The 18,026-nt window shown below is 71.1% G+C and carries 14 protein-coding genes; 10 read left to right on the top strand and 4 right to left on the bottom strand.

The genetic code is table 11. The annotated features are described in order from the left end of the window. The first annotated feature begins 3 nt into the window (after positions 1-3). Positions 4-1,191, top strand: coding sequence for an MFS transporter (locus PUT80_RS03100; protein ID WP_275291026.1), 1,188 nt, complete (start codon positions 4-6; stop codon positions 1,189-1,191). 77 nt (positions 1,192-1,268) lie between these two features. Here the strand turns inward: PUT80_RS03100 and PUT80_RS03095 are convergent, their stop codons facing one another. After that, positions 1,269-2,042, bottom strand: coding sequence for an alpha/beta hydrolase (locus PUT80_RS03095; RefSeq protein WP_275291025.1), 774 nt, complete (start codon positions 2,040-2,042; stop codon positions 1,269-1,271). A gap of 108 nt (positions 2,043-2,150) precedes the next feature. Here PUT80_RS03095 and PUT80_RS03090 point away from each other — a divergent pair, with 108 nt between their 5' ends. From PUT80_RS03090 to PUT80_RS03070, 5 genes are all read left to right on the top strand, one after another. Beyond that, entirely contained in the window at positions 2,151-2,984 is an 834-nt protein-coding gene (locus PUT80_RS03090) for a helix-turn-helix transcriptional regulator (RefSeq protein WP_275291024.1), read from the top strand. A gap of 103 nt (positions 2,985-3,087) precedes the next feature. Next, positions 3,088-3,489: a DUF6010 family protein gene (locus PUT80_RS03085; RefSeq protein ID WP_275291023.1), complete on the top strand. Its 402-nt coding sequence runs from the start codon at positions 3,088-3,090 to the stop codon at positions 3,487-3,489. 211 nt (positions 3,490-3,700) lie between these two features. Further along, positions 3,701-4,147, top strand: coding sequence for a CBS domain-containing protein (locus PUT80_RS03080; RefSeq protein ID WP_037806367.1), 447 nt, complete (start codon positions 3,701-3,703; stop codon positions 4,145-4,147). Between the two features lie 31 nt (positions 4,148-4,178). Further along, positions 4,179-5,468, top strand: coding sequence for an ArsB/NhaD family transporter (locus PUT80_RS03075; RefSeq protein WP_275291022.1), 1,290 nt, complete (start codon positions 4,179-4,181; stop codon positions 5,466-5,468). Positions 5,469-5,581: 113 nt separating this feature from the next. Continuing rightward, entirely contained in the window at positions 5,582-7,351 is a 1,770-nt protein-coding gene (locus PUT80_RS03070) for a chloride channel protein (RefSeq protein WP_275291021.1), read from the top strand. Between the two features lie 207 nt (positions 7,352-7,558). Here the strand turns inward: PUT80_RS03070 and PUT80_RS03065 are convergent, their stop codons facing one another. Beyond that, positions 7,559-8,125, bottom strand: a complete 567-nt coding sequence (locus PUT80_RS03065; RefSeq protein WP_134662858.1) for a TetR/AcrR family transcriptional regulator — start codon at positions 8,123-8,125, stop codon at positions 7,559-7,561. Positions 8,126-8,203: 78 nt separating this feature from the next. Between PUT80_RS03065 and PUT80_RS03060 the strand changes: the two genes are divergently transcribed. After that, the gene (locus tag PUT80_RS03060; protein WP_275291020.1) at positions 8,204-9,145 is read left to right on the top strand and encodes an NADP-dependent oxidoreductase; all 942 of its coding nucleotides are present in this window, start codon (positions 8,204-8,206) and stop codon (positions 9,143-9,145) included. Positions 9,146-9,160: 15 nt separating this feature from the next. Here PUT80_RS03060 and PUT80_RS03055 read toward each other — a convergent pair whose 3' ends face one another. Then, entirely contained in the window at positions 9,161-10,171 is a 1,011-nt protein-coding gene (locus PUT80_RS03055) for an FAD-binding oxidoreductase (protein ID WP_275291019.1), read from the bottom strand. 1 nt (position 10,172) lies between these two features. Continuing rightward, positions 10,173-11,402, bottom strand: coding sequence for a cytochrome P450 (locus PUT80_RS03050; protein ID WP_275291018.1), 1,230 nt, complete (start codon positions 11,400-11,402; stop codon positions 10,173-10,175). 135 nt (positions 11,403-11,537) lie between these two features. Here PUT80_RS03050 and PUT80_RS03045 point away from each other — a divergent pair, with 135 nt between their 5' ends. The 3 genes from PUT80_RS03045 (at position 11,538) to PUT80_RS03035 (ending at position 17,999) form a co-directional block, all read left to right on the top strand. Continuing rightward, positions 11,538-12,473 carry an AraC family transcriptional regulator gene (locus PUT80_RS03045; protein WP_275291017.1) on the top strand — a complete coding sequence of 312 codons (936 nt, stop codon included), beginning with the start codon at positions 11,538-11,540 and terminating at the stop codon, positions 12,471-12,473. Positions 12,474-12,536: 63 nt separating this feature from the next. Further along, complete coding sequence (locus tag PUT80_RS03040) at positions 12,537-13,400, top strand: alpha/beta hydrolase (protein WP_275291016.1); 864 nt, start codon at positions 12,537-12,539, stop codon at positions 13,398-13,400. A gap of 162 nt (positions 13,401-13,562) precedes the next feature. Next, positions 13,563-17,999 (top strand): cation-translocating P-type ATPase, encoded by a 4,437-nt coding sequence (locus PUT80_RS03035; protein ID WP_275291015.1) that lies wholly within the window; start codon positions 13,563-13,565, stop codon positions 17,997-17,999. Positions 18,000-18,026: the final 27 nt, after the last annotated feature.

The raw sequence follows: 18,026 nt of genomic DNA, 5'->3' as shown, positions 1-18,026 counted from the left end.
CGCATGGCAAGGCTGACCGCGGACCGGCGGGCGCTGGCGTTGATCGCCGTCGCGACGTTCGCTTCGATGAGCGTCTGGTTCTCGGCGTCGTTCGTGGTGCCGCAGTTGCAGCAACTGTGGCACCTGACCAGCGGAGAATCCTCGCTGCTGACCATCGCGGTGCAGCTCGGGTTCGTGGCGGGAGCGCTCGCGTCCGCCGCGAGCGGCCTCGCCGACGCGGTCGCGCCCCGGAAGCTGATGTGCGCCGGGGCGCTCTGCGCGGCGGTGACGAACCTGCTTCTGTTGTGGGCCCCCGGTTTCGGCACCGCCTTGGTGCTGCGGGCGCTCACCGGAGCGTGCCTCGCCGCGGTCTATCCGCCCGCGCTGAAAGAAGTGTCGTCCTGGTTCCGCAAGGGCCGCGGCACCGCGCTCGGGGTCATCATCGGCGCGCTGACGCTCGGTTCGGCCGCGCCGCAGCTGGTGAAGGCGTCGGGCGGGCTCGGCTGGCAGTCGGTGATCGCGGCGACGTCGGCGCTCACCGCGTGCGGCGGGCTGCTGGTGCTGACCGTGCGCGGCACCGGGCCGTACCCGTTCCCGCGCTCGACGTTCCGGCTCCGGTCCGCGCTCCGGGCAGTCCGCAGCCGCCCGGTGATGCTGGCCAACCTCGGCTACGCCGGGCACATGTGGGAGCTGTACGCAATGTGGGCCTGGATCGGGACGTTCCTGGCAGGGCTGCAGGGCTTCTCCGGCGGACCGGACGGCGCCCGGCACGCCGCGCTCGCGGCCTTCGTCTGCATCGGAGCCGGCGCGATCGGATGCCTCGTCGGCGGCTGGATCGGCGACCGGGTGGGACGCGCGCCGTCGGCGTTGATCAGCCTCGTGCTGTCCGGATCCACCGCGGTGGCGCTCGCCCTGCTGCGCGACATGCCGACGCCGGTCGTGGTGGTGCTGAGCGCGTTCTGGGGATTCTGGGTGATCGCCGACTCCGCCCAGTTTTCCGCGCTGGTCACCGAAACCGCCGACCCGCGTTACGTCGGCAGCGCGGTGTCGCTGCAACTGGCGCTGGGTTACGTCACCACCGCGGTGACGATCTACCTGGTGCCGGTGCTGGCCGAATCCGCGTCCTGGAGCGTCGCGCTGCTGGTGCTCGCGGCCGGACCACTGGTGGGTGTGGTGGCGTTGCTGGTCTTCCGGCGCACCGCTGTTTCGTGAGGACTTGGCGGGGGAGAGCACGCGGCAGACGGCAGTGCGGGATCCACGCTGCGGGCGTGAGCCGCACGGAGCCGAGCTCACCGGCCCCAGGCGCTCCGGAGCACCTGCGCGAGTGCGTCCGGCGCTTCCAGCGGCAGGAGGTGGCCGCTGCGGGGAAGGACGGTCATGCTCGCGTGTGCCAGGTAGGGCAGCAGGTTGTCGCGCAGCACTCCGGCCGGTTCCACCCGATCGTGCTCGCCCGCGACGACCAGGACGGGAACGTCGATGGCGCGGGCCGCGCTCGTGATGTCCTCGGCGATCCCGTGCCGGGGCCATTCGAGGCGCGCTTCCTCGGCGCAGGAACGGGAATCCGCCACGATCCGGGCTTTCGTCTCGTCGTCCAGTGCCGTGGCGGTGAGAACGGTGTCGCGTGCAGCTGCGGTCGACTCGTCGGAGTCGTAGGCGTGCGACAGCCCTTCCTGGTACTCGGGTGTGACCGTCGCGGCGGGCTTGGCCGGTCCGGGCGCGACGAGGACGAGACCGGCGAGCCCGGCCGGACGCGCGGAAGCCGCCAGCTGCGCGACTTTGCCGCCCATCGAATGCCCGACCAGGACGTAGTCGGTCACCCCCGCGTCGGCGATCACGGCCTCGGTGTCGTGCGCGAACTGCTCCAGCGTGTAGGGGCCGGGCAGTTCGCGCGAGCGTCCCCAGCCGCGGAAATCGAGGTTTAGTGCGGCGCGGTCCGGCAACCGGTCGAGCACTGGCTGCCAGGTGCGTGCCGAGCCGCCCCAGTAGTGCAGAAATACCAGCACAGGTCCGTCGCCCGGCCGGTAGTCGTAGACCGGAAGCTGTGTCTGAGCGGTCGTCGCCATGAGAGTTTTTCCTTTGTTGCCAGTCGGGTTGCTTGCCCTTGAGTCAACCGCCCAGCCCGCCTGGGCGCATCGTCGACGCCGGACCTGGCATGGTGAAAAATGGACTGCATGACCGGGATTCGTCAGCTCTCGTACCAGCCGCCGCAGGAGTCCGGCGCGCCGGTGGAGACGATGTCGTTCGCGAAGCTGCGGCGGCTGGACCGCGGCACGACCGAACGCGGCGACTTCCATGTCCTCGCGGTGGTCCGGCGCGGCCACGGCCGGGTTTCGGTCGACTTCGCGAGCTGTCCGCTCGCGGCCCGGAGCGTGGTGTGGATCCGGCCGGGCGTCGTGCACCGCTGGGACGACCTCGGCGACCTGGCCGGAGATCTGGTGCTGTTCGTGCCCACCGCACCGGCCACTCCCGGCAGCCGTGAACTGGCTGCGGACCCGTGGGCGTCGGCGTGCTGGACCGCCTCCGCCGAGCAGTGGCCGCTGATCAACGCCGCGCTCGGGCATCTGCGCAGCGAGGCCGGCGCCGCCCCGCAGGAGCGGACCGGCGAACTGCTCGGCCTGGTGTTGTCCGCGCTGCTGCTGCGACTCGCGCCGCCCGCCGCGGACGGCGACTCCGGAGCCGGTCTCTTCCAGCGATTCCGCGCCGCGGTGGAAGAGGATTTCCGGGTCTGCCACGACGTCGCCGGCTATGCCCGCAAGCTCGGGTACGCCCCGAGAACGCTGACGCGCGCCGTCCGAGCGGCGACCGGCCGCAGTGCCAAGGACTACCTGTGCGAACGCTTGGTCCTGGAGGCCAAGCGGCTGCTCGCGCACGACCGGCTCAGCGCGGCGCGATGCGGGCAACGCCTGGGATTCCCTGACGCCGCGAACTTCTCGGCGTTCTTCCTGCGCCAGACCGGCGTCCGCCCCGGGCAATGGCAGGCAGCGAACCTGGCCGGACGCGAATAGCGTCGCGACGGGGGAACAAGCGGGCGCTCCGCTGGCCAGAACCCGGCGAAAAGTGTCGTCGTAGCCAGTTATGCGCAGCCGCCCGCGACCTTAGCTTGAAAAAGTGATCATCGTTTCCGCCGTTCTCATCGGCATTGCTTACACCCTGCTCAATTCCTTTCTCGCCGAGCCGTACCGCCGTCGTTTCAACGCGATCATGGTCGCGGGCGCCGGCGCCGCCTACCTGAGCAGCGGCGCGTTCGGCCCGTGGGAGCTGGCGTTCGCCGCCGCGGTGACCTACTGCGCCTATCGCGGTCTGGAATCCTGGGCTTTCATCGGGGTCGCCTGGCTGCTGCACACGACGCTGGACGTGCTGCACCACCTCAAAGGCGCGCCGATCCTGCCGTTCGCGCACACGTCGTCGCTGGGCTGCGCCATCTGCGACCCGGTGATCGCGATCTGGTGCTTCACCGGCGGCCCGTCCGTGAAGGAAGCTCGCGCGAAACTCGTGTCCGTGCGGGGCTGATCCCGCGGCGCTCCCCAGACCGGCCCGGTTTGCTCCGGGCCGGTCTTTGCGGCATCTTTACGCGTGGTGTGCCGGGAAGTCTGGTCGGCCTGCCCGTGCCCAGCCGGGCGACGGGCGGTCCGGTCGACCCCGAGGAGCCCCATGGCGTCAGGCGTGCGGAAAGAAATCTCGAGTTCCGGCGGAGCGGCCCGGTCCGCCGTAGCCTGGGGGCATGCGCGCAGCGGAGCTGGCCGAGGAGTTCCCGGTCGTCGATCTCGATGCGGACGCGCTGGCGGCCGCGCGGCTGCTGGCGGAGCACCGGTTGCCGGGGCTGGTGGTGACGGAAGCTTCCGGCTGCCCGCACACGGTGCTGCCCGCCTCCGACGTCGTGCAGTTCCTCGTGCCGCCTTACGTGCGCGACGATCCGTCGCTGGCCGGGGTGCTCAGCGAGTCGATGGCGGACCGCGTCGCGGACAAGCTGGGCGGGCGCACGGTGCGCGAGTTGCTGCCGGACGAACCGCGCGAGCTGCCGAGGGTGGACGCCGACGACACGATCGTGGAGGTCGCCGCGACGATGGCCCGGCTGCGCTGCCCGCTCGTGGCGGTGATGCAGGACCGGACATTGCTCGGCGTGGTGTCCGCGTCGCGGCTGCTGGAGCACGCGCTGACGCCTCGCTGATTCCCGCGCGACCGAGCCGGGCGGCCCTCCGGTGAGCACGGTCATCGCGGTCGTCGTGTTCGTGGTGGCGTATGTGTTCATCGCGACCGAGAAGATCCCGAAGATGCCCGCCGCGCTGGCCGGGGCGGGCGTGGTGCTCGCGACCGGGGTGTCCGGGTCGGCCGACGCGTTCTTCTCCGAGGACACCGGCGTGGACTGGAACGTGCTGTTCCTGCTGCTCGGCATGATGATCATCGTCGGGATCCTGCGCCGGACCGGGGTGTTCGAGTTCGTCGCGATCTGGGCGGCCAAGCGCGCCAAGGGGTCGCCGCTGCGGATCATGCTGCTGCTGGTGCTGATCACCGCGGTCGCCTCGGCGTTCCTGGACAACGTGACGACGGTGCTGCTCATCGCCCCGGTGACGCTGCTGGTGTGCGACCGGCTCGACATCAGCCCGGTCCCGTTCCTGATCGCCGAGGTGCTGGCGTCCAACATCGGCGGCACCGCGACCTTGATCGGCGACCCGCCGAACATCATCATCGGCAGCCGCGCGGGCGTGGCGTTCAACGACTTCCTGCTCAACCTGACGCCGATCGTCGCGATCGAACTCGTCGTGCTCGGACTGGTGCTGCCGTGGCTGTTCCGCGGTTCGTTCTCAGTGGACCCGCAACGGGTCGCCGACGTCATGGCGCTCAAGGAACGCGAGGCCATCCGGGACCCGAAGCTGCTGCTCAAGTCCGGTGTCGTGCTGCTGCTGGTGTTCGCGGGGTTCGTGCTGCATTCGGTGGTGCACCTGGATCCGTCGGTGGTCGCGCTGCTCGGTGCGGGCCTGCTCGTGCTGGTGTCCGGGACGGCGCCCAAGCAGTATCTGGCCGGGGTGGAGTGGGAGACCCTGCTGTTTTTCGCGGGGTTGTTCATCATGATCGGGGCGCTGGTCAAGACCGGGGTGATCGACTGGCTCGCCAAGCTCGCCGCCGGAGCGACCGGCGGGAACGCGCTGCTGGCGGTCCTCCTGATCCTCGGGGTGTCCGCGCTGCTGTCCGGCGTGATCGACAACATTCCTTACGTGGCAACGATGTCGCCGCTCGTGCTGGCGCTGACCCACGACATCCCGGATCCGGCGCACTCCGAGGCGCTGTGGTGGTCGCTGGCCCTGGGCGCGGACTTCGGCGGCAACATGACGGCGGTCGGCGCGAGCGCGAACGTAGTGGTGCTGGGCCTTGCCGCCCGGGCCGGAGCGCCGATTTCGTTCTGGGAGTTCACCAAGAAGGGCGCGATCGTCACGGTGCTCACCGTGCTCGTCGCCGCGCCCTATCTGTGGTTGCGCTACTTCGTGTTCTGACCTGCTCGTCGGAGAAACCTCCGACGGCGGGCAAAGCGGACGAAAACCCTTAGCGCGCTTGGTGTGAGCGATCCCGCAACCATGTCCGTGCGCAATTGTTGCATACTGCATCAATGTCGTCGGGTGAGAGTGCGGGGAAACGCGGGCTGGTCGTGCCGGTGCGCCAGCCGGTAGGCCGGTGGGTGCGGGAGAGCCGGGCGGGCCTGGTCGGGCTGGCGGTGCTGATCGGTGCGGGCGCGGGTTTGGGTGCGGTCGTGTTCCGGTGGTTGATCACCACGTTCACGCACGTGTTTTCCGGGCACGCGGACTACTCGGCAGCCGGGCGTGAAGCGCATTCGTGGTTCCCGGCGCTGGGTCCGTGGTTTTTGTTGCTGGCCCCGGTGTTGGCGGGGTTGGTGTACGGGCCGTTGGTGTACCGGTTCGCTCCGGAGGCGCGGGGGCACGGGGTGCCGGAGGTGATGTACGCCGTCGCCGAGCGGGGCGGCCGGATTCCGGTGCAGGTGAGCGTGGTGAAGGCGCTGGCGTCGGCGTTGACGATCGGCTCCGGTGGTTCGGTGGGCCGGGAAGGCCCGATCGTGCAGATCGGATCCGCGCTGGGTTCGGCGCTGGGGCGGGCGGCGCGGCTGCCGGAATCGCGGTTGCGGGTGCTGGTGGCGTGCGGCGCGGCGGGCGGGATCGCGGCGACGTTCAACGCGCCGTTGGCGGGTCCGTTTTTCGCGATGGAGTTGATCCTGCGGGATTTCGCGGCGGAGTCGTTCGGGGCGGTGGTGCTGGCGAGCGTGACGGCGAGCGTGGTGGGGCGGGCGGTGCTGGGGAACGCGCCGTTCCTGGATCTGCCGCCGTTCTCGTTGCGGAGTCCGGTGGAGTATCTGCTGTTCGTGGCGCTGGGGTTGGTGGTCGGCGCGTGCGGGGTGCTGTTCACGCGGGTGCTGTACTGGATCGAGGATTTGTGCGACCGGTTGTGGCGGGGTCCGGAGTGGCTGCGCCCGGCGGTGGGCGGGGTGTTCCTCGGTGGGCTGCTGCTGGCGTTGCCGCAGATGTACGGGGTGGGCTATCCCGTGCTGCAGAACGCGGTCGAAGGCAAGTACCTGTTCGGGTTCCTGCTGGTGCTCATGCTCGGAAAGATCCTGGCGACCAGCCTGACGATCGGCATCGGCGGTTCGGGCGGGGTGTTCGCGCCGTCGCTGTTCATCGGGGCGATGGCCGGGACCGCGTTCGGGATCGCGGTGCACGCGTTGTTCCCGTCGGTGACCGCGTCGCCGGGGGTGTACGGGCTGATCGGGATGGGCGCGGCGTTCGCCGGTTCGGCGCGGGCCCCGATCACGGCGGTGATCGTGCTGTTCGAGCTGACCGGGCAGTACACGGTGATTCTGCCGATGCTGACCGCGATCGTGATCGCGACCGCCGTGAGCAAGACTTTGAGCCGGGACACGATCTACACGCTCAAACTCCGCCGCCGCGGCATCGACCTGGACAAACACCCGTCCGCGCAACGGTTGGCGGGCACCAAGGTCTCCGCGGTCACCGAACCGCTTCCGGAGCCGCTGCGGGAGAACCTGCCGCTGGAACTGGCCGCGCACGCGCTCGCCTTGTCCGGCCACGGAATCCTGCCGGTGATCGACGAGGACGGCCGCTATCAGGGCTGCGCCACCGCCCGCGCGGTCGCCGAGGCGGTGGCCGAGGACCAGGCGGGCCGGGTGGGCGACCTCGCCGAGCTGCCGCCGCTGGTGACGAGCGATTCGACGCTTGCCGATGCGCTCGATGCGCTCGCCCAGGCTCCGGGAACCGGGCTTCCGGTGCTGACCGGGACTGATGAGCTGACCGGGTGGATCACGCACCAGTCGGTGTTGAGCGCACTGGAGCCCGCGACGGTTAGGCGGTAGCCGGAGCCCGTCCAGCAGCCGATCTGCCATCGCCTTGTGCTCGACGGAACCGGCCACGGGATCCTGCCGGTGATCGACGAGGACGGCCGCTACCCGAAGCGGTGGCCGAGGACCGGGCCGGTCAAGTGGGCGACCTCGCCGAGTTGCCGCCACTGACCGGCTGGATCGCGCACCAGTCGGTGTTGAGCGCGCTGGAACCCGCGACGGCTAGGCGGTAGCCCGGAGCCCGTCCAGCAATAGGTCCAGCAGCCGACCTGCCATCGCCTTGTGCTCGGCGGAACCGGCCACGGTGAAGATGCCGATGAGTGCGGCAGCGATGTCTTCGGCGGGGACGTCGGCACGGAGTTCGCCGCTGGCGCGCCCGGCTTCGAGGAGGCCGTCGATGGCCGCGAGCAGTTCGGTTCTCGTGTGGGCGTGGGCGATCTCGCCGGATTCGACCATCGCGAGCAGCGTGTCCAGCATGCCGTTCTTGGTGGCGATCCAGTCCCCGAACAGGTCCATCCAGCGGCGCAGCGCGGCTGCCGGGCCGAGGCGGGCGAGCAGGTCCTCGGCGCCGGCGGTGAGCCGCGAGACCTGGTCCTGGTAGACCGCGTCGACCAGCGACTCGCGGGTGGGGAAGTGCCGGTAGAGGGTGGCGATGCCGACCCCGGCCTCGGCGGCGATCGCGCGCATCGACGGCTCGGTCCCGGCCGCGGCGAACAGCCGGGTCGCGACGTCCAGCAGTTGCCGGCGGTTGCGGGTCGCGTCTGCCCGGGGGGACTTCGCGGCAGCCAAAACGGATCACGCTCCACTTGTGCTAGATTCGAGGACGTAAACGGAGCATAGTCCGTTTCCTGGAATCGGAGGAGCCACGTGAGCGGGAAAGAAGCGAGCCGGGCGGTGCGGTTCGAGACGTTCGGCGGGCCGGAGGCCCTCAGGGTGCGCGAAGTGCCGGCGCCGCAGGCCGGTCCGGGGCAGCTTCGCGTGCGGGTCGCCGCGGCGGGGCTGAACCCGATGGACTGGTTCATGACCTCGGACGCGGAGACCGCCGCGCGGTTCGGGCTGAGCCTGCCGTGCGGGTTCGGCACCGATTACGCCGGGACCGTGGACCAGATCGGCGACGGCGTGACCGAGTTCGCGGTCGGCGACCGGGTGTTCGGCGGCGCGCTGTCCCGCGCGGTCGCCGATTACGTCGTCGTGGACGTCGCGGGGACCATCGCGGTGGGCGGCGATGCGCACCGCACCCCGGACGGCGTCGACGACCGCACCGCCGCCGCGCTTGCGATCGCGGGCTGCACGGCGGCCGCGGCGCTGGCGGTGGTCAACGCAGGCCCGGGCGACACGGTGCTGGTCGGCGGCGCGGGAGGCGGGGTCGGCGTGTTCGCTGTCCAGCTCGCCCGCCTTGCCGGTGCGCGAGTGATCGGGACGGGGTCGGCGTCCTCGGCCGACGCCCTGCGCGCGCTGGGGGCCGAGCCGGTCGCTTATGGCGACGGCTTGGCCGACCGGGTCCGTGCGCTGGCACCCGCCGGCGTCACCGCGGCCATGGATCTGCACGGTGCGGAAACGGCGTGGGCGGCCCGCGAACTCGGTGTGCCGGACGAACGCATCACCACCATCGCCGGTCAGATCGACGGGATCACACCGGCGAACGGGGCCAACGCCGCGCCCGGCGCCATCGAGGAGATCGCCGAGCTGGTGGCGGCGGGACGGCTCCGGGTGCCGATCGCGGCGAGCTTCCCGGTCGAGGAGATCCGGGCCGCGGTCGAGCTGCAGTCGGGGCGGCACGTGCACGGCAAGGTCGTCATCGATCTTTAGGAAACGGGATTCCGGTCAGGTCGTGGCCGGAGTGAAGTTCTCCCGGTGGATCATCCGCGGCGCCATGCGGCGGCGTTTGAACGCCTTCACCCCGGCGTCGACCATCGGCGGCGGCCCGCAGAGCCAGCCGGACCAGCCGCGGGCGCTGGGGACGTCCTCGAGGAACTGGTCGGTCGGGAAACCGGTGCGATACGTGCTGTTCCCGGGTTCGTGCGACAGCACCGGAAGGAACGAGAAACCCGGGTAGCTGTCGGCGAGTTCGGCCATCAGGTCGAGGTCGTAGAGGTCGGCCGCACCGCGAACTCCGTGGTACAGCACCACTTTCCGGCTCGGGTCCCGGGACAGCGCGGTGCGGGCGAGCCCGATCAGCGGGGCGAGGCCGGTGCCGCCGCCGATGAGCGCCATCGGGCCGCCGTCGTCCTCGTCCTCGGGCGGCAGGAAGAAATCGCCGAGCGGGCCGGTGACCTGGATCTGTTCTCCGACGGAGAGCCCCGCGAAGATCCACTGTTCGGTGGCCGCCCCGCCGGGCACCAGACGGACGTGCAGCTCCAGGACTTTGTCCTCGTCGGCGGTGTTGACCAGCGAGTACTGGCGGCGCACGCCGGTGCCGGGCACGGTCAGCTCGACGTACTGGCCCGCGTTGAACGCCAGCGGTTCGGGCAGGCCGAGCCGCAGCCGTCGGGTGTCACGGGCGATGTCCTGGATTTCGCGGACAGTCGCGGTGAGGTCGCGCAGCGGGTGCGTGGCCCGGGCGGCGCCGCCCGCGGTTTCGACGACGACGTTCGAGCAGAGCCGGGCCTGGCAGGCCAGCGCCAGGCCCGCCGCCCGCTCGTCCTCGGTCAGGGTGTCGGCGGGGGAGTCGCGGTGGTCAACGGAGCCGTCGACCACGCGCAGCTTGCAGGTTCCGCAGGTGCCCTGGTTGCAGGAGTTCGGCATCCAGACGCCGGCGCGGAGGAAAGCGTCGAGCATCGGCTGGTCCGGCCCGCACGGCACTTCCCGGCCGCCGACGGTCGCGGTGAAGGACATGTCAGGCCTCCCAGGCGACGTGCAGCGACGTCGGCCCGCGGAAACCCCAGCCCCAGAACTCGACGTCCGAGGAGGTGTCGCGCTCGAGGTTCGGGATGGACTCGAACAGTTCCTCCAGCGCGATCCGCATGACGTGGTTGGCGAAGTAGATCCCGGCGCAGGCGTGGTTCCCGGCGCCGAACGCCAGGTGCGGCAGCGGGGGACGGTGCAGGTCGTAGCGGGTCGGGGCCTCGTAGACGCCGGTGTCGTGGTTGGCCGAGCCGTAGGACAGGATCACCGGCGTGCCCGCGGGCAGGTCGACCCCGGCGACGGTGACCGCCTTCGTCGAGATCCGCGCGGTGGCCGACCAGATCGGCGAGGTCCAGCGCATTCCCTCGGAGATCGCGCGGGGGATCAGCGCCGGGTCGTCCACGACCTGCTCGAGCTGGTCGGGTTCGCTGAACAGGCCGGTCAGCGTCGAGGCCATGCCGTGGCCCGGTTCCTGCATCGCGCCGAGCAGGTACACGTAGATCGTCGGGTAGATGTATTCGCGGTCGCGGGTCTTGCCCGGCGGCATCCCGTCGTGCAGCCAGTGCGAGATCGCGGTGTCGGCGGGTTCGGCGATCCACCGGTCGATCAGCGGGTCGACCGTCGCCTGGATCTCGGCCTTCGCCTCGTCGCCCTGGACGAACCCCTCCGGGTTGGCGAATTCGCCGTCCTCGGTCATCGCCGCGTTGGTGAAGGACCGGCTCAGCTTCGCGAACCATTCGCGCAGTTTGTCCGAGCTGACGCTCTGCAGCCCGAGCAGGTCGCCGAGGGAACGGACGCTGACCGGCTCGCAGTACTGGGAGACGAGTTCCGCGCGGCCGTCGTTCTCGAACTTCTCCAGGTAGCCGCGGGCGATGGGGCGGACGAGGTCGTCGATCCACCGGTCGACCTCGACGGGCTGCAGCGCGGGCTCGACCATCAAGCGCAGGTCGGCGTGGATGTCGCCGTTGACCCCGATGATCGCCGGATGGCCGAAGGTGCGGCCGCCGGCCGGCGTGATGACGGCTTCGAAATCGGGGCTGGTGGCGATCTCGCGGCAGATCTCCGCGGTCGTCGCCACGTATGAGCCGAGCACCGGCACGTACGCCAGCGGGGCCTCGCGGCGCAGCCGTTCGTAAGGCTCGTACGGGTTGCGCTCCAGCTGGGCCATGGTGATGTCGTCGATCCAGGACAGGTCCGGGGCGGTGGTGCTGTTCGTCGTCATTGACGCGGCCTCCTTCGTGCGTGGTGGGGCGAAGGTAGGTCCGCGCGGGCAGCGCCCACGACACGCGAAGCGCGGATCCGGTACGGATCGCGCGACGAATCCGGCGCTCCGCCGCTGATCAGCTAGCATGCGTCCATGTCCGCACGCCGTGGTGCGGCGCCGCGGGACTGGGAGCGAGTCTCGAAGTCGGTGGCCGACGCCTACTTTCCGCACCAGCTGACGCCGCTCGGCGGCGGCCGCGAGCCGCGGCTGACCCTGCGGACGCTGGACCTCGGCCCGGTGCTGATCGGGTACGTCGGATGGGGAGCCGACGTCGAGATCGCCTGCGACTACCCGTCCGCGTACGAGGTCAACCTGCCGCTGACCGGCCACGTCGCCAGCCGTGGCAGGCACGGTTCGGTGACGTCGGTGCCGGGACAGGCGACGGTCTTCCGGGCGGACACGCCTTCGCTGATCACCCACTGGGACGCGACCTGCACCGTGCTGGGCGTCAAATTCGACCGGGACTGGCTGGACCGCGAGGCCGAACGGGTCGTCGGCGCCGGGACCGTCCGCGTCGCCGGTGCGCTCCCGGACCAGTTGCCGCTGGAGCACGGTCCCGCGCGCGACTGGCGGCATCTCGTCGCCGGTCTGTCGTCGCAGATGCGCGACGGATCGTTGTTCAGCGACCAGCCGATCGTCCGGGAACAGCTGGCCGGAGCGGTCGCGGCCGGATTCCTCCTGGCGGGCTGCCCTGATACCGGCCGCGTCCCGCCGCCGCGGCCGCGCGCGATCACGCGAGTGGTCGACGCGGTGCGCGCCGACCCGGCCCGGGCGTGGACGGCGGCGGACATGGCTGCTGTCGCCGGGACTACGGTTCGCCGGTTGCAGGAGAGCTTCCGGGAATGGGTCGGCTGCACGCCGACGGAGCATCTCGTCGGGGTGCGGTTGCAGCATGCTCGGGCGGATCTCGAAGAGCACCCGGAATTCTCGGTGAGCGAGATCGCGGCGCGGTGGGGATTTTCCAGCGCCAGCCGGTTCGCTGCGGCGTTTCGGCGCCGTTATGGGGAGTCGCCTTCGCGGGCTCGTTGAGTCTTCCGGTTGAGCGAGGCGCACCAGCGCGCGAGCGGGTCTCGGCGGTGCGAGAGTGGAAGCGTGTTCGACACCTTCGCCGAATGGGACATCTCCGTCAGCGACTCAGTGACCATCCACGGCCGAAGCGGCGGGGAAGGGCCGCCCGTGGTGTTGCTGCACGGGCATCCCCGGACACATACGACTTGGTACCGGGTAGCTCCCCGGCTCGCCGAGGCGGGATTGACCGTGGTGTGCCCGGATTTGCGCGGGTACGGCCGGTCGGCCAAACCCGATCCCGACGAAAACCACGAGGTCTACTGCGATCGCGCGATGGCAGCGGACATCGTGGCTCTGATGCGCAGCCTCGGCCACCGCCGATTCGCCGTCGTAGGACACGATCGCGGCAGTTACGTCGCTTACCGCACCGCGCTGGACCATCCCGATTCGGTGTCCCGTCTCGGAGTCCTGGACAGCGTGCCGATTCTCGAGGCGCTCGAACGCGCGGGCACTAAGTTCGCCACGGCGTGGTGGCACTGGTTTTTCCTCGGCGCCTCCCCGCACGCGGAGCGGGTGATCACGGCGGATCCCCTTGCCTGGTACCGCCCAAATGAGAAAGCCATGGGGCGCGAGAACTATCTCGACATGACGCGCGCGATCACGAATCCGGCCACCGTGCGGGCCATGCTGGAGGATTACCGCGCCGGGCTGACCGCCGATCGCGCCCACGACGAGGCGGACCGGGCGGCACAGCGCGTCATCGCCTGTCCGACCCTCGTCGCCTGGTCTGTCAGGGACGACATGGAGGACCTTTACGGCGATCCGGTCGGCATCTGGCGGTCGTGGGTCAGCGGCGAGCTGACGTCCGCCCGCATCGAGTCCGGGCACCACATGGCCGAGGAAAAACCGGACCAGCTCTCGGAAACGCTGGTCCGGTTCCTCCGGTAGCCGCTGGTCCGTTCCGCGCGCCAGCTTCCCTCGTCCGGGTGTTTGCCTCGCTCTCCACCGGGTATCACGACCGTGCTTGCGATGGAAGGAATTCGAGGGCAGCGGGTCGGCGCGCGGAGGATGACGAGAGCATGACGGGAAATCTGTCCTCCTTGGTGTCGCGTGCGTTCCGCGGGACAGGTCGCGGGCGTGGCCGTCGAGGCGGTCAGCCTCGGAACCGATGCCGTGGCGACCGGAGCGGGTGCCAGCGTCCGCGCCACGACCTGTGCCGCGCGGGTGTTGCGCGACGCTGTTGTCCATGGGGCCAAGGGAACCGAGGCGGTGTGGCGGCACGGGCAGAAGCTCCACGTCGGACTACGGCCGGAATCCACTGGCGACGCGAGCCGGTTCGGACGTGTGGTGCGCAAGCTGGTCCGCGAGGCGATGGCTCGGCCCGACGTCCTCGCCGCCTATTGGGACGCCGGTCTGTCCCGGATGGTGCTGACGATGGCGGAAGGCGCGGCCAGCGACCGTCTGGTGGCCGCCGTGACTGCCCGCGCCCGGAAGCACGGGCTTTCCGTTGGCTCCCCGGACGAAGCGTCCGCTCATCCCGGTGATCTCAGCGCGGTCCAGACGCAGGCTGCCGCGCTGGCGATCAGCGGTGCCGGGCTCGCGATGGCGACGGCTGCCACGCCCCTGCGGCTGCGCCGTCCTCCGCAAGTGCTGTCCGCCGCGCTCACTGCGGTGCGGGAACATCCGCTCGCACAAGACTTCTTGCGCGCCAAGCTCGGCAGGCCTGGTGCCGAACTGGCGGTCGCCACCGCCAACGCCGCGCTGCACGGCATCGGGAAGTCCCCCGCCGACCTCGCCCTCGACGTGCTGCTGCGCGCCGGGCAGCTCGCGGACGCGGTGGCGCAGGTGGTCGCTTTCGAACGGTCCTGCGACCGGCTGTGCGTGCCCGATCGCGACTGTCCGACAGCCCGGCCCGAACGCAGGCCGGCCCCGCCGGATCCGGTCACTGACTACGCCAAAACTGCGCTGACCGGCGGCCTCGTCGGCGCGGGGGCGACCGTGCTGTTCAAACGCGACCTCAGCCAGGCCAGTTCGGCGATCCTTGCCAGTTCACCCAAACCAGCTCGCTACGGCTGGACTGCCTACGCTTCGGGCACCGGACTCGCCCTCGCGCGCGAGGGGGTGCTCGTCCGGAATCCAGACCGGCTCCGGCTGCTGCAAGCGGCCGACACCCTTGTGGTGCACAGCAACGCACTATGCGGCGACCAGCGCACGGTGCTCGAGGCCCATCCCACTGACACCGAGTGGGCGGAAGGCAGGCTGTGGCAAGCGGCCTTGCACGCGGTGGACGGCGAAGACAGCTCCGTTCGGCTGCGGCCGGCGCCCGACGATCCCGATGCCGAGACCGGGTTGATGATCGCCTCGGCCGACGGCGTGGACGTCGGAACGGTGCTCGTCGGGTGGGTGCCCGATCCGCTGGCGGAGAGCGTGCTGGACGCGGCCGGGCAAGCCGGTCTGCGGATCGTGGTCGTCCAGGGCAGCTCGCCAGGTGCTGAGGCCGCGCTGGCGGACGAGGTCGTCACCGATCGCGCGATGGCCGACGTCGTCACCGGGTGTCAGGAGGACGGCCATGTCGTGCTGACCCTGGTCCGCGTCCCGCCGAGCGCGGACGCGTCTGCCCGGGAGGAGGTGCTGGACGGCCTGCTGCGCGGCGATCTCGCGGTCGCGGTCGCGCACGGATGCGATGCCGCGGTCTGGGCTGCTGACTTGCTGTCGATCAGTGGCTTGGCGGGAGTCTGGCGTTTGATGCGCGCGGTGCGCAGTGCGCGTGCCGCTGGCGACCGGGCGACGACCTGCGCCGAGGCCGCGGCGGCTTTGTCCGGTCTGGTGGTCGCCACGGACGGGCACCGGCAGTGGCGGCGTCTGTTGTCGCCCTTGGCGCGGCTGACTCCGGTCAACCTCGCCACTGGTGTCGCGCTGGCCGCGGGATGGCAGAGCGCCGTGGCGATGGCCGCGGAAACGGCTCCGGCACCGCGGCCGCGAGTCGCCTGGCACGCGTTGCCGCTGGAGGAAGTGCTGCGCAAGCTGGCCTCGGATCCGCGCCGCCGCCGATCTCGCCGCGCCGGTCTGCCCGAGCGCGCCCAGCACTTGGCTGCGGAGGCCGCCGAACTGCCCGGAACCGCGCCGGTGGCGACTGGGCTTCGTCTGGTCGGCGCGATGCGCGGCGAGTTGAGCGATCCGCTCACTCCGGTGCTCGCGGTCGGAGCGGCCGCGTCCGCGATCCTTGGATCCACTGTGGACGCGCTGCTGGTGCTGGCCGCGATGGGGGCCAACGCGCTCGTCGGCGGGGTGCAGGGCTTGCGCGCGGAGCAGGCTCTGGCGGGCCTCGCGGCGACTCAGACTCAGCAGGCCCGTCGCCTGGCCTCCGCGGACGCCGAGCCGGAAGCGGTGGACGCCGCCGACCTCCGGCCGGGCGACCTGGTGGAGCTGCGAGCGGGCGACGTCGTGCCCGCCGACGCGCGGTTGGTGCGGCTGCACGACCTCGAGGTCGACGAATCGGTGCTGACCGGCGAATCCCTGCCGGTGCCGAAACAAACCGCGCCGACCCCGGCCTCCGACATCGCGGACCGCCGGTGCATGGTTTTCGAAGGAACCACCGTGGTCGCGGGATCGGCTCGGGCGATTGTCGCGGACACCGGCGACCGCACCGAGGCCGGGCGCGCCGTGGCGTTGGCGTCCCGCACCGCTCCGGCGGCCGGGGTTCAAGCGAGACTGCGGGAACTGACCAGCAAGGCCCTGCCGCTGACGCTGGCAGGCGGAGTCGCCGTCGCGGGTCTGTCGTTGCTGCGCGGGCGAACGGTGCGCGAGGCGGTCAGCGGAGGCGTCGCGGTCGCGGTTGCCGCTGTGCCAGAAGGACTTCCGCTGGTCGCGACGGTCGCGCAGATGGCTGCCGCGCGCCGGCTCAGCCGCCGGGGCGTGCTGGTTCGCTCCGCGCGCACGCTGGAAGCACTGGGCCGGATCGACACCGTGTGTTTCGACAAGACCGGCACGCTGACGACGAACGAACTGAAGGTCATCAAGGTCGCGACGGCGAATGGCGAGGTTCTGCCGCTGGAGCGAGCTGCGGGATCCGACGCTGCGACGCAGGTGTTGCGGGCCGGGGCGCGGGCGTGTCCGTCCGAAGAGGACAGTGCCCGAGCCAAGCACGCGCATGCGACCGACGCCGCGGTGCTCGCCGCGTCGCCGCCGGGTGAGGATTGGCAGCAGGTCGCTGGCCTGCCGTTCGAGGCGAGCCGTGGCTACGCGGCCGCGGCGGGCGTTGAGGGCGAGACCGGTTGGCTGGTGGTCAAAGGAGCGCTTGAGGTAGTGCTCCCGTGCTGCCCGGACGCCCCGGCTGATGTCCTTGCGCGGGCGGAATCGCTGGCTGGCTCCGGCCTCCGCGTACTGGCGGTGGCTCGCCGGCCCGTGGGTCCGGACGGGTTGCCCGAGGCCGTCGAGAAACCGTTGGCGGACTTGGAGTTCATCGGTTTGCTCGCGTTGGCGGACAGCCCGCGGCCCAGCGCGGCGCCGATGGTGTCCGGGCTTCGCGCGGCGGGCGTGAACCCGGTGGTGCTGACCGGGGATCATCCGCGCACCGCCCTGGCTGTCGCCGTCGAATTGGGCTGGCCCGAGGACACCTCGGTCGTGACCGGGCAGGAACTGGCGGCGCTGGACCGGGCCGGCCGGGCGGACCTGTTGCGCGAGGCTGGAGTGGTGGCCCGGGTGGCACCGGAGCAGAAGCTGCAGGTGGTCGAGGCGCTGCGGGCGGCGGGCCGGGTCGTGGCGATGGTCGGCGACGGCGCGAACGACGCCGCCGCCATCCGGGCCGCCGACGCGGGCATCGCGCTGGCCGCACGCGGGTCCGCGGCCGCGCGCAACGCCGCCGACATCGTGCTGACCGACGGCGATCTTCGGGTGCTAGTCGACACGGTCGACGAAGGCCGGGCGCTGTGGCGCAGCGTCGCGGACGCGATCAGCATCCTGATCGGCGGCAACGCGGGCGAGGTGGGGTTCACCGTGCTGGGCACGCTGCTGTCCGGGGCTTCACCGTTGTCCACGCGGCAGTTGCTGCTGGTGAACCTGCTGACCGACATGTTCCCGGCGATGGCCATCTCGGTCACCCCCAGCGCCGCGCCGGACGCCGGAGAGGACGTGGGCACCGGGTCGCTCGGCGCGCCGCTGACCCGGCAGATCCGCGACCGGGGCGTCGTCACGGCTTTGGGAGCGACCACCGCGTGGCTGGCCGGCACCTGGACGCCGGGCACCGCGCGCCGCACCAGCACGATGTCGTTGTGCGGTCTCGTCGGAGCGCAGCTGGTGCAGACCCTGTCCGGCCGCGAGCACAGCCCGCTGGTCCTGGCCACCAGCCTCGGCTCGGCGGCGGTGCTGTTCGCGGTGGTGCAGACGCCGGTGGTGAGCCACTTCTTCGGCTGCACCCCGCTGGGCCCGGTGGCGTGGGCGGGTGTCGGCGGCGGCATCGTGGTGGCGAAGTTCGCGCCGCCGATGTTGCCGGTGGTGGAGTCGGTCGTATCCCGGGTCGCGGCGAGGCTGCCGACCGCGACCCGGTGAGCTGAGACTGTCCGGAGTGGACGGTCA

The sequence above is a fragment of the Amycolatopsis sp. La24 genome (assembly GCF_029087445.1).
GTDB lineage: Bacteria > Actinomycetota > Actinomycetes > Mycobacteriales > Pseudonocardiaceae > Amycolatopsis > Amycolatopsis nivea.
Note: the sequence above shows the minus strand (reverse complement) of the source record. Positions and strands in the feature narration are given on the sequence as shown.